Here is a 12,714-nt window from a genome sequence, read left to right on the forward strand (position 1 = left end):
AAATTATATAATTATGTATTATAATTGGTAAATTGATGAGCTGTAAATAAAGCTGTACGGTTTAAGAGGTTTTGCATGAGCGATACAAATTCCATCAGGTTAATCGAAAAATTCAAGCCCGCTATGAGAACGTTTTTTTCCGTAGCGTTTTTTTTACCGCTTTTGACTTGCGGCCCCATTCTCGTTTTTATCCGCGCTATTTCCATGTCGGATATGATGAAAATGGCTATGACGCCCATGAACTATATCGGCGCTGCGGTTTTCAATATCATCATCCCGTTTATCCTCTACACTTACTATGAAAATGCCATCATCAAATACGACGGCTCTCAAGCGTCGGTCGTAAAAACGAACCGTCAGGTAAGGAATTTCGAAGCGGTCAGTATTTTGGCGGTGAACCTCAACGGTTTGGCCATGTTTATATTTTCGACGATAAGCTGCCGTATGCAGGGCATCGAATACGATCCCCTCGTGTGGTTTTTTGTTGCCGAAGGTACGACGTTTTTGTTCGGCCTGCTTATGTATATCCCGTTTTCCGAAATATTCGAAGATCATATCCATAACCTTCCCATAAAGAAAGAATATATAACGCTTTCGGTTATGGCGAGAAATACGCTCATCACGGGCTTCAGTTTTTTGGGCGTTATATTTTTGGTACTGGCTCCTATGTTTTCCAAAGGAAACGCCGATATGGATACGGTGCCGCTCTTTTTTGCCCGCGTTTTGCCCATTCTGATCGTAACGAGCGCCGTCGCCGTTTTGGACTCTTTGCTTTTTATAAGCAGCATGAATAAGCGTATCAGAGCCATTACGCGATTTTCTTCGTATCTTTCCAAAAACGATTATACGCAGCGGAGTATCGTCGTAACGAGCCGCGACGATTTCGGCGTGCTTACGGCGGACTTAAATCAATTTTACAATGTCATGCGCCGCCTGCTCCGCGCCATTATGAATACGGTCGCCGTTTCTACCGATTCGGCGGGCAATCTTTCCGAAGGTATGGGTGAAACCTCTTCGAGTATTTTGCAAATCGTTGCGAATATCGAATCGGTAAAAAGCAAAATCGTCAACCAGGCGGCCGGAGTCGAAGAAGCTCAGGCGACGGTCAAAAACATGGTTTCCTATATCAACGAACTTGATAAAAATATCGAATACGAAAAAACAAGTATCGATTCGTCGTCGACTGCCGTCGAACAGATGGTCGCAAATATCCGATCGGTTACGAGTACTTTGAGAGCGAGCGGTGTTGCAGCGCAAAAGCTCAGCGACGCCTCTGATAACGGACGCGCCGCCATAGAACAGGCGGTCGACCGCGCGCGCGACGTTCTCGAACGATCCGAAGGTTTGCTCGAAGCGAGTAATATCATCCAGAGTATAGCCGATCAGACGAACCTCCTCGCTATGAACGCAGCTATCGAAGCGGCACACGCGGGCGAAGCGGGTAAGGGTTTTTCCGTCGTTTCCGACGAAATCAGAAAGCTCGCCGAACAGTCGAACGAGCAGGGTAAAACGATCAGCGAACAGCTGCAGGAACTTCAGGAATCGATTCAGCAGGTATCCAACGGTACGACGCAGGTAAAAAATCAATTCGATACGATCTTTTCTCTTGCCGACGACGTTACCGAGCAGAACCGCACCGTTATGTCCGCCATGCAGGAACAGACTACGGGCAGTTCTCACGTACTCGAAGCCATGACCGAAATCAAATCCACGATCGAACTTGTCGTAAAGAGGTCTGCCGAATTGACGAACGGCGGTAAGCAGATCGCGTCGGAGATGACTTCCCTTGCCGGCCTGACGGAAGAGATCAACAGCGCCATGACTGAAATGGCAAACGGCGCTCAGTCGATCATTCACTCGGTACAGAATGCCGAAACTGCGACGACTGCAAACCGCGAAAATATACAAAAACTTTCAGATGAAATCAACACCTTTACCGTAAACCGCTAGGTACGATGTACAGTGCGCGGTGCAATGCCGCACTTCGCGCACTGTATACTCTTCAAATCATGCCCTATGCCTCTTATTAATAATTGCCCTTTTCATAAATTTATTATAAGATGAGAGCATGAAAGAAGCGGAAAAAGACGATATTCGGAAAAACGTCAAATTTTCAATCGGCGCAAAACTCGTTCTCATTATTTCGGTGCTTACGATTTTGTCGCTCGGCGTTATCACTCTTTTGGTTACGTGGTTCGGCGGACAGGATGTCCGTATCAGCGCGGAAGAAAACAACAGCACGGTAAATGCGCAGGCGGCGAGTTTGGCTGAAAAAGATCTGTCGTCGCTCCGCGCAAATGCGTTTTTGCTGTTGGATATTTTAAACAGAACGGGAAGTGCGAGTTCTTTCGCCAAAGAAACGGCGGATTTTTATTTTGAACGCAATCCTTCGGTTGCCGCCGTTTTGGTTACCGATTCGAGGAGACAGGGCGGCTTGGAACGAAAGCTTTTGAGTACGCCGTTTTTTTTATCGAACGAATTGGATCCTTCTCTCATTGACGCTTTTTTGGCACAGTCGCGCGATACGATGCTGCAGACGGAACGCGGTATTACGCACGTGATAAACGCTTCTCCGGTATTCGATATCCCGATGCTCGTGCTGTGCTGGCCGTACACGGAAAAAGGTTTGCGGCAGGGCTTGGCTGTCTTTTTTTCCGCCGAAAAACTTTCCGACAGTTTCGGTGCGGGTACGCTGCAGACGACGTATTTGGTAAACGGCGAGGGTGATATTTTAATTCATCCGGATTTCAATTTGGTAAAAAACGGCGCCAATGTCGGCAATTTTCCGCTTTTTACGCAGATGAGGGAAAACGGAGATACGAACCGTCAGCTTTTGGTTACCGACGAAGACGGCAAAAAATATTTCGGTTCGTACCGCCGCCTTTCTTTCGGTGAGCTTGCCGTTTTGACGACGGCGGACGCCTCCGTTCTTTTGGAGCCGGTTGCCGAAACGACCAAGCGCAATATTTATTTGAGCATCATCGTTTTGTTTCTCTCCGTTATGTTTATCTGGTTTTTTTCAAAGTCGATCAGCCGTCCGGTAAAAACGCTTGCACGAGCCGCCGAGCAGATCGAGCAGGGAGAGTTCGAACTCGATTTGAAGCCGAAAACGAGAGATGAAATCGGTCTTTTGACGTCGAGCTTCGTAAAGATGGGCAAGGGGCTCGCCGAACGCGAGCGTCTCAAAGATTCTTTCGGCCGATTTATCAATAAAGAAATCGCCGAGCTTGCCATGCGCGGCGAGCTTGCACTCGGAGGGGAAACGAAGAACGTAACGGTTTTCTTTTCCGATATCCGCTCGTTCACTTCGATTTCCGAAAAACTTACGCCGGCGGAAGTCGTCGAGTTTTTGAACGAATATATGACGGCGATGGTCGAATGCGTGAACATGACACACGGCGTCGTCGACAAATTTATCGGAGACGCGGTTATGAGCGTGTGGGGCGCTCCGACTTCGGTGGGAAGTCCGAAAGAAGATGCGCTCAACTGCATCCGCGCGGCGCTCCGTATGAGGGCTGCGCTCATAGTCTTTAACCGCGGACGCGGCGGAGATAAAAAACCTATTATCCGCATAGGCTGCGGTATCAACTCCGGCCCCGTCGTTGCCGGTCAAATCGGTTCGACGCAGCGTATGGAGTATACGGTCATCGGGGACGCCGTAAACCTCGCTTCCCGCACGGAAGCGCTCAATAAGCCGCTCGGTACGGACATCCTCATCACCGAATACACCTATGAACTTGTACGCGATCACGTACTCGTCGAAGAGATGCCGTCCGTTACCGTCAAAGGCAAAGAAAAGCCGCTTCGCATGTTCGCCGTCGTCAATATGCCCGATGAAAACGACATTCCCGGCGCAGGCGCGAAAGGTCCGAAGTCGCTTGCGCAGATCAGGCAAGTGCTCGGAATCCCGACTCCCGATTTTGCAAAGGTAGATCTCAATGAAGATGAAAAGAAATACAAAATACAGTCCTGACTCCGTAGCGGGCGTATTGCAGGATATCTTCGTTGTGCTCTTTTCTCTGTCCGTCATCGGATGCACCGCGTTTTTATTTTTTAATAATTTAAATAAAACGATCGAGCGGAACGACAAGACGCCTGTCGCAACCGTTTCGTATAAATACAAAAGCGTACAGCGCAAATTTCTCGACCGCTCCGTGTGGGACAGGCCCGTGCAGTATTCTCCGGTATATAACGGCGATATTATCCGAACCGCGCCTTCATCCGAAGCGACGATTTATTTTCCCGATCAAAACGTCATAAACGTCGGCGCGAACACGATGATCCAGATTTTCAAACAGGCACAAAAAGACGAAACGTCCGTGCAGGTTGCCGAGGGAAGCGTTTCCGTACAGACTGTCGGTTCGAAAGTTGCGGTCAAAGCGGACGACGTTTCCGTTGCAGTTGAAAAAGATTCCGTGCTGCATGTACAGAAATTCGAAAGCGCTGAAAAAGAGGCGGAAAATGCTTTAACGCCGACGGGTGAAACCTCTTTTTCCGGCAGTATCTTTGCAGGAGGAGATGCCGATCGCGGAAGCGCTGTCCGGGGAGAAAGTGCATCTGCAGGCGGTATGCTCCGTTTGACGGTTGAAAAAGGAACGGCCGCCATGACCGCGCTTGAAGAGGCAGGATCCGATGCGCGTGCGGTGCGAAGCGGCGCTGCAGCCGCCGTACAACCGACGGTGCTCTCCGAGGGAGACGTCGTACAGGCGGGGAATAAAGCCGCAGTGTCCATGATATGCCCTGCTCCGGGAGCAAGACTTATCAATCAATATAAGCGGGTGCTTCCGGTATCGTTTTCGTGGCGGAGTTCGTTTCCCGACAATACCGAACTCGTTTTGGAAACCTCTCGTAACCGGAATTTTACAAACGCCCGCAGACTTTCGGTTAAAGGATTGCAAGAGGTGACGCTCTATGAAGAAGCGGGAACCGTATATTGGCGGATCTATGCGGCAGACAGGGGAGCGCGCGACGAATCGGCGGATTCGGGAAAGTTTATCGTTTTGGATGCTCCTCCTCCCGTGCCGCTTGAACCTGCGCCCGATCGCCGCTTTGCGTATAAGGGGACGATTCCCGCGGTGCGTTTTTTGTGGAAGGGCAACGAAGTTTCTTCATCGTACATGCTCGAAGCCGCCGATAATCCCGATATGCGTAATCCCGCGGTGCGTAAGCACGTGAGCGGAGAGACGGTAACCTTGCCGAATTTGGGCGAAGGGGTGTGGTATTGGCGGGTGACGCCGAATTATATTGCGGATGAAAGCGTAACGGCAAAGCCGTCGGAAGTGTCGGCGTTTTCGATCGAAAAGCAAAAAGAACTTCCTCCCATCGAACTGATTTCTCCGAGCGCGATCGCGGATACAGCCGACGGAAAAAGTCTGGCCTTTTCGTGGAAGCGTGCGGGCGAAGCGGTAAAATATCGGCTCGTTATCGCAAAAAGCGAATCCATGCTTGACGCCGTTGTCGAGCGGACAAGCGATATCAATTACTGTGAATTGAAAAATGCCGCGAAGACGCTTCCGAACGGGACTTACTATTGGATGGTGGAAGGACTCGACAAAAACGGCGAGCGCTTAACTTCGAGCGCTCATTCCGCATTTCGCAGCCGCGACAACGAAGTTGTTTTGCGTTCGCTCTTTCCTCCCGACAATTATATTTTGGCGGATACGCTGTGTCTCGACACGCGCTTTACGTGGAAGACGAATTTGGAAGGCGAGCAGCGTTTTCAAGTATCCGCTTCGGAAGATTTTTCATCCCCCGTACTGAATGTGAAAACGCAGGGTTCCGGTATCGACGGGATCGTTTTGCCGCAAGGCGATTATTTTTGGCGCGTGTCGGTCAAAAGCGAATTCGAAGCGCTCGAAACGCCGCCGAAACGATTGACCGTAGCGCCCGCACTTCCTCCGCCCGAACTCGTGGGCATAGGGGATGTAGTAGTCATTCATCCGAAAAAAAAGAATACCTTTGCGTGGACTGCCGTTCCCGGCGCAGATTATTATCAAGTGAAGATCACGAAGCCCGGTTTGAATTCCGAACCGCTGTACGAAAATCTGTACATTACCGATACCGATGTGGAGATGGCGCTCCAGTCCATACAGGACGGCGATTATATAATGAGCGTGCAGGGCTTTGCATCTTCGACGCTGACGTCGAGCAGGCGTTACAGTTACGCAGCCGATAAAGCGTTTATGCTCAAGCACTTGCGTCCGGTAGAACTCGTATCGCCCGAACACAATGCAAAGATCGGCGGTGTGGATGCTGCGCTGAATCCCGGTCTTTTGAAGTGGTCTTCCGTTGAAAAACCCGTAAAAAGCCGCCTCGTGCTCGAAAAGGCGGGGCAAAGAGGCAGCGTGCTTTCCGTTTCGGATCCTTCTTTTTCCGTAAAGCTTCCGCCGCTTACGGCGGGAAACTATAGGTGGAGGGTTATTGCTGCGACCGGAGACGGATTCGACATATCGTCGCTGCAGGACAGCAGTTTTACCGTTTTACCGATACCGCCGCTTGAAAAAGTAGCCTTCGTATTCCCTGCCGACGGCGAAACGCTCGGTGTAAACTTTTTCAAATCGAATCGGAGCATCGTGTTCCGCTGGAAAAAGAACGGAGACGCGACACACTACGTAATCCGCCTTTACAACGAAAAAAAGCAAAAGATTTTCGAGCGCGAAATCACCGCTTCGGCGGCATCTTCCCGTACGGGCGGCGACTGTACGTTCGAGTTTACCGATCTCGCACAATTGTCACGCGGAATTTTTTATGCGGAAGCGATACCTGAGCGGCGGCTGAAAGACGGCACGCTGTTTCAAAACGGCATTATTTCGAGCCGCCGCTTCGTCATAGATTTGCCGAAAGCGGCATCGGTGGAAACCGATGCACCCGGAGTGCTCTATGGAAAATAAGCGATGTACCGCGGCGCTTTTGTGCCTGTTTTTGCTGCTTCCGCTCGCCGCGCAGAGCAGAGGCGGCCGCTCCGATTCCGATAAGCACTATTTTATACAAGAGGGGGAAGCGGGTGCGGTGCTCTATCAGCGGCTCTCGTGGGAAGCCATCAACGATATATTCGGCTTTGAATTCCGACTCGAACAAAGAGATGCGGCAGGCTCTTGGCATGAAATCGACAAAAAAATCGTACGCGATAATTTTATCGACGTGTCGCTGCCTCCGGGAAATTACCGCTATAAAGTAACCGTCATCAATTTGCTCGAACAAAAAGAAGCGACAAGCGCGTATCGGAATTTCGATATATTGATCGCCTATCAGCCGGAAGTCGAATCCGTGTCGCCGCGCCTCATTTACCTTGACGAATTTTTCGACGGAAAATTCAGCGTTACGGGCGGCAATTTTTTTGACGATACCGTTTTCGTATTTGAAAAGTCGGGCGGCGGAACGATAACGCTCGAGCCTGCGGAAGTGTCGAAAGACGGCAAAAAGGCGCGCTTCGAATTGAATGCGAACAGATTTCAGCCGGGTACCTATGTCTTTATTGCGCGCGACAAAAGCGGTCTTAGCGCCAAAAGCGAAGACGTAATATTCCGCTTTCAAAAACCGGTCGATACTTACGTTTCGCTCGGTTATGCATTTACGGGCTTTACGGGAGAAAGCGTATTCAAAACGTATTATAATCGTACCGTCGCTCCTTTGGGCGGAGCTTTCCGCTTTACCGTGCTGCCGTTTAAAAGAACCTACGGTCACTTCGGGTTTAACGTAAATTACAGTGCGGCAATGCTGCGGAAACAGTTCGACGATTATACGCTCGACGGTGCGCTTATGCTGACGCACGTCAATGCTGCATACGTGTATCCTATCATCAAGCACCGTTTGAATCTCGGCATACACGCCGGAGCGGGCGCCGTATTTTTGATGCAGAGCAAATTTTCGTTCGGCGGCAGCGCGGAAAGCCCTGCGTATTGGTATTGGGGATTCGATATGGACGCCGGAACCGCGCTGCAGGTTTTTGTTTATAAAAAGATGTATCTTGAACTCAATGTCGATCACTTTTTTGTGTTCAGGGACGGATTGCCGAAGTATATGTTCCAACCGCAGTTTTCCGTCGGCTGGATGTTTTAGGGAAACGACGCAATATTTGTTTTTATGAGGGAGTCGGCTATGAAACGATCAGGTAAAAATTTTATACGCGCCGCCGTGTGTGCGGCAGGCATCGCGCTGCTTTTCGGTATGACGGCGTGTAAAGAATTGTTTGCGGATATAGAAGAAGATTTTTCGTATTGGGTGTCGGAACCGGTCATCACCGGTTTTAGAGCGGCATCTCCGGTACAGATGAACGCTGCGGGTGTTCAATGCGTACCGTCTGCAAGTCCTGCGGTGCTTACCTTTACCGTGCGCAATCCCAAAAACTTTTCGTTTATAATGCCGGGTATGCCCGGCTCTCCGACGGATATCATAAGTTTCGGAAGCGGCATAAGCGCTTCGCAAGGTACCGATTATACGCTTGTGCAAAGCACACGCGATACTTTGACCCTTACATATACATCGGCTTTTTTGAAACGGTACGAGTACGGCAGCGCGAACATAGGAGCCGCGATCAAGCTTTACAGTACCGACGGCAGAAAGTTCAATCAAATTTACAAGTTTGATTTGGAAGCGAATACGCCGCCGCCCGATCCTGCGCCTGTCACGGCATCGACAGCCGGTAAAATCGCGCTTTTTAAAACGCATACAGCTGATTCTCAGGGTAAGTATTATTACGTTTTGTGCTTTAAGGTGGACGGCTTACCCGGCGGAAGTGTGCTGTCAGGTGTTCCTTTGCACAGCGATCTTACACACGTGTACGTGAGCAAAAACGGCGGCACTGAAAAGCCATATCCTGTTACGCTTAACTCCGGCGGATTTAATATTTCGCAGTCTGGCGGCAACTTTATCGCAAAAACTGATACCGATTCGTTATCGAACGCGGAAGCGGGAGTTTTTTCGGGCAGCCCGCAGCCGGACAGCGTTCCTTCAGGCTCGTGGATGCTCTGTCTTAAAACGGATATTCCTGTCGGCGGGGGTACGGCGACATATCGCATACGGCTCTTTGACGGAAAGCTCTATTCCGCGCGTGCGGAACAGACGATTGGTAAGCGCACGCTTCCCGCTCCTAAGGTATTCGCCCATGCGGATATGGATAATACGGCGGTTTCGGGCATATATACGGAAAAAGGCGCGACGGATGCATCCGGCAATGAAGATCTCAATGCGACAAACAGCGCGGCTCATAGCGGCAGCGAAACCGATCCCATACCCGTGTACAGCGCATACGGAGAAGCCGTAAAACTCTCGATTAAACAAAATGACGGAAACGACTATCCTACGGGCGTTATCCTAAGTCAGGGTGTTCAATTGGTATCGGGTTCCGGCTTGAACGGCTCCATAGATGTTAAGCCCGATTTCATTAAGCTTCCTTCTCCTGCAGACGGAGGCGGTGAAGCCGTGTACAAAGTTACCGTTAAGGCAACGGGCGAGGGTTTTGACGACAGCACCACGCGGACGTTGTATTACAAAGTTTGCAGGGAAGTAAAGGCAGTCAGCAGCACTTTACCGATGTGGCACATATTGAGGAAAGCGATTTCGAAAACAAGTGCGGGCGGTACCGTCGTTATAAACGGAGAAATAAAGGCGACGGACGCTGGCGGCAATAACGGTGAAATCACCATTGGTAAAAGCCTTACCATAGAAAAAGCAGACGGAGCAACTGCTGCCGTTATAAACGCAAATAAAAACAATCTTTCGAACGGAAATAAAGACCGCCTCTTCAAGGTAGAAAGCGGCAAAACGCTCACGCTTAAAAACCTGACGCTGAAAGGCGGCATGAGACCTACCGGCGGCGGCGCCGCCGGTATCTTCGTTGATTCCGGTGCTGCCGCATCTCTTACCGATTGCCGCATTATAGACTGTGTGAACAAAAGCGGAGAAGGAGGAGCCGTGTATACGAAAGGCACGCTCAGTTTGACGCGCGGTTCGATCGGCGGAATGGGTCCACAGGAAGGCAATGAGGCAAGGTACGGCGGCGGCATCTACGTCGCAAGCGGTAGCTGTACCCTTACCGGCACGAAAATACTCAAGAATTACGCCGACGGCGGTACTTCGTCATCGAGCGAAGGAAAGGGCGGCGGTATATACGTTGCACAGGGCGGCACATGCAGCCTCTACGATGTAGATACTATGAAGGACAATACGGTAAAAAACGGTTCGCCGAATAAGGGTGCGGGCGCAGGTATCTATGTCGAAAGCGGCGGCATATGCAATATAGCAGGCGGTACGAAGATCGACGAAGCGAACGACGTCTATTTGGCAAAGCACGCAAGCGATCAATCAAAAAACGCAAAGATAACCGTAGCGGCGCCTCTTAATACGGGTACATACACCGTTGCAAAGATAACGCCTGAAGATTATACGGCGGGCGTCACAGCCGTAAACGCCGCTTCCGGCGTAAGTCTCAGCGGATATGCGGACAGGTTTAAAATAACCGATCAGCAAAATCTTTCGCCTCCACCTCCGACGACTTCGTGGAAGCTCAAATATAACGGCAGCGCCCTCGTCTTGAACCAGGCGACGACGGTCATACCAAGTACCGCTACGTGGAAGACGCTGAAAGAGGCGATCGAAGCGCCGACGGTGGAAAACGGCGACGAATTCGTTATAAAGGGTACTATAACGGCAACAAGCACGACGGGTGACCACGGTGCGATCAGCGTAACAAAAAAGATCACCGTAAAAGGAGCCGGCTCAACTCCCACACTCAACGCAAGCAGCCTAAGCCGTGTCTTTACCGTAGAAAACGGCGGAGAACTCACGCTTGAAAACCTGACGCTTAAGAACGGGAGAGCGACAGGAACAGGCGAGCAATGTTCCGGCGGCGCAATATTTGTAAGAGGCGGAACCGTCAACATAACAAACTGTACCCTTACGCGTAACACGGCGGCAGGTACCACTGACAGCAGCGGCGGTGCAATCTATGCAAGCGGCGCAACCGTCACCATAACAAACTGTACCCTTACGAGCAACAAGGCGAAATCGAACGGCGGCGCAGTGTGTGCAGTAAAGAACGGCTCTACCGGCGCATATATAATAATCAGCGGCGGCACTATCGGCGGCACGGGCACGGACGCAAACACGGTAACCGATCCGTATGGCTTCGGCGGCGGCATCTATGTAAATGATGGCTGTACCTTGACGCTTAACGAGTACACGGACGTATTCGGCGTCAAGCATGGCGTACGGATTATCGGCAACGAGGCAGGAAGGGCAGGCGGCGTGCGTGCAAACAACTCAACCGTTACCATGGAAAACTGCACCATTAGCGGCAACACGGCGACAGACAGCACCATCTTTGGCGGCGGCGGCGGCGTGTATACTCACGGGGGAACGCTCACCATGACGCGCTGTACTCTTAGGGGTAACACGGCAAACAACAATGGCGGTGGCATGATTATCGAGGGCGGAACTGCCGGCATGACAAACTGCACCCTTACGAAGAATCAGGCGAAAAACGGCGGCGCAATCTACGCGGTAAAAGACAGCTCCGGATCCGACGTAACCATCGAAGGAGGTACCATCGGCGGCACGGGTACGGACGATGCAAACAAAGCAACCGGAACAGGCTCCGAGGGCAACGGCGGCGGCATCTATGTCGGCGCGGAGTGCACAGTAACGCTTCAAAATAACGACCAAAATGAAGGCTGCACCGTTAAGGGTAACACCGCAAATAGCGGCGGCGGCGTGTATGTAGATATGAACAGTACATTTAAGATGCATGGCGGTACAATTAAAAATAATACAAGCAATGTGGGAAAAGGCGTTTATGTAGCAGCCTCTTCCGGTGGGACGGGTAACCAAGACGGTTACTTTATCATGGGCGGTAAAGCCTGTGTCGGGGACTGGGGAAGCGACGGTACCCTAAAAGACGGCAATGATGTGTATTTAAAAGAAAACAGTGACAGCGGCTCGCCTGCTAGCATAAAAATCGATAAAGGCAATCCCATAACGGAATCGAAGGTTGCCTGTATTACTCCGCAGAACTATGTACCTGGCGAGATTGTAGTATGGATGTCGGACGGCTCATCGGTAGGGGCTTATACGAATAAGTTCACCGTAACACCGAAAGGCATTCAAACTTGGTCGGTAGACAGCGACGGGACACTAAAGACGCCGTAAACCATAAGGGATTGGCAGCGGATAATTGTTTGAAAACGGCTCAAAGTCCGTTTACGGATTTTGAGCGACGAGTTTGGTTGCAGTTTTGCCGCCGTCCGTGCTGCAGGGGAAGTGCGGGAGTGTGCTGCAGCATAATGCAGCGGTGTACGGTACGGCAGGTATTTTGAAAGAAAAAAGTTTTGACGATTGTCGACATATAGCAACGGCGATAATGGCGCAATGTGATATAATCGTATCATGGAACTTTAAACACATTGTCAATGATAAAACAATTGACGGTATAAAGCGGATAACGAATATAAAAAATCTGCCTGAAATAAAAATATACTGCCCGTCAATGCTTATAGGAGGAGCCGATGAATAAACCGACCGTAAGCGGTAATTTTACCGTAGAAGACATTCATAATATCAGGGAATGGAATTATGAAATGATGAAGTCCGGTAAAGGATTCGCCGATACGAATACCGTATCGGATATAATACAATCATTCCCAAAAGCAAAATATGTACCGCTGCATGATTTTATGATGGAGCCGTCGCCTTGCCTTTGCGAAAAAAGATAATGCGGGC

The 12,714-nt window shown here is 50.4% G+C and carries 7 protein-coding genes; all 7 read left to right on the plus strand.

The features are described 5' to 3' along the window. Nucleotides 1-75 precede the first annotated feature (75 nt). The 7 genes from H9I35_RS09590 (at nucleotide 76) to H9I35_RS09620 (ending at nucleotide 12,707) form a co-directional block, all read left to right on the plus strand. Nucleotides 76-1,950: a methyl-accepting chemotaxis protein gene (locus tag H9I35_RS09590; RefSeq protein WP_187419185.1), complete on the plus strand. Its 1,875-nt coding sequence runs from the start codon at nucleotides 76-78 to the stop codon at nucleotides 1,948-1,950. A 118-nt stretch (nucleotides 1,951-2,068) separates the two neighbouring features. Further along, nucleotides 2,069-3,973 carry an adenylate/guanylate cyclase domain-containing protein gene (locus H9I35_RS09595; RefSeq protein WP_187419186.1) on the plus strand — a complete coding sequence of 635 codons (1,905 nt, stop codon included), beginning with the start codon at nucleotides 2,069-2,071 and terminating at the stop codon, nucleotides 3,971-3,973. Further along, the gene (locus H9I35_RS09600) at nucleotides 3,945-6,890 is read left to right on the plus strand and encodes a FecR domain-containing protein (RefSeq protein WP_252722642.1); all 2,946 of its coding nucleotides are present in this window, start codon (nucleotides 3,945-3,947) and stop codon (nucleotides 6,888-6,890) included. The genes H9I35_RS09595 and H9I35_RS09600 overlap by 29 nt, the downstream gene beginning before the upstream one ends. Beyond that, nucleotides 6,880-8,058, plus strand: a complete 1,179-nt coding sequence (locus tag H9I35_RS09605; protein WP_187419188.1) for a hypothetical protein — start codon at nucleotides 6,880-6,882, stop codon at nucleotides 8,056-8,058. The genes H9I35_RS09600 and H9I35_RS09605 overlap by 11 nt, the downstream gene beginning before the upstream one ends. A 39-nt stretch (nucleotides 8,059-8,097) precedes the next feature. Beyond that, nucleotides 8,098-12,144 (plus strand): right-handed parallel beta-helix repeat-containing protein, encoded by a 4,047-nt coding sequence (locus H9I35_RS09610; protein WP_187419189.1) that lies wholly within the window; start codon nucleotides 8,098-8,100, stop codon nucleotides 12,142-12,144. Between the two features lie 142 nt (nucleotides 12,145-12,286). Next, nucleotides 12,287-12,508, plus strand: a complete 222-nt coding sequence (locus tag H9I35_RS09615; RefSeq protein ID WP_187419190.1) for a PIN domain-containing protein — start codon at nucleotides 12,287-12,289, stop codon at nucleotides 12,506-12,508. After that, a complete protein-coding gene (locus H9I35_RS09620; protein ID WP_187419191.1) occupies nucleotides 12,501-12,707 on the plus strand; it encodes a hypothetical protein in 207 nt (68 codons plus the stop codon). Before H9I35_RS09615 ends, H9I35_RS09620 begins: the two co-directional genes overlap by 8 nt. The last annotated feature ends 7 nt before the right edge of the window (nucleotides 12,708-12,714 follow it).

Source organism: Treponema sp. Marseille-Q4132 (genome assembly GCF_014334835.1).
Classification (GTDB): Bacteria; Spirochaetota; Spirochaetia; order Treponematales; family Treponemataceae; genus Treponema_D; species Treponema_D paredis.

Bases quoted from the DNA above. Each gene is read 5' to 3' on its own strand.
- H9I35_RS09590 (WP_187419185.1), top strand. From the start codon at position 76: ATGAGCGATACAAATTCCATCAGGTTAATCGAAAAATTCAAGCCCGCT.
- H9I35_RS09595 (WP_187419186.1), top strand. From the start codon at position 2,069: ATGAAAGAAGCGGAAAAAGACGATATTCGGAAAAACGTCAAATTTTCA.
- H9I35_RS09600 (WP_252722642.1), top strand. From the start codon at position 3,945: ATGAAAAGAAATACAAAATACAGTCCTGACTCCGTAGCGGGCGTATTG.
- H9I35_RS09605 (WP_187419188.1), top strand. From the start codon at position 6,880: ATGGAAAATAAGCGATGTACCGCGGCGCTTTTGTGCCTGTTTTTGCTG.
- H9I35_RS09610 (WP_187419189.1), top strand. From the start codon at position 8,098: ATGAAACGATCAGGTAAAAATTTTATACGCGCCGCCGTGTGTGCGGCA.
- H9I35_RS09620 (WP_187419191.1), top strand. From the start codon at position 12,501: ATGAATAAACCGACCGTAAGCGGTAATTTTACCGTAGAAGACATTCAT.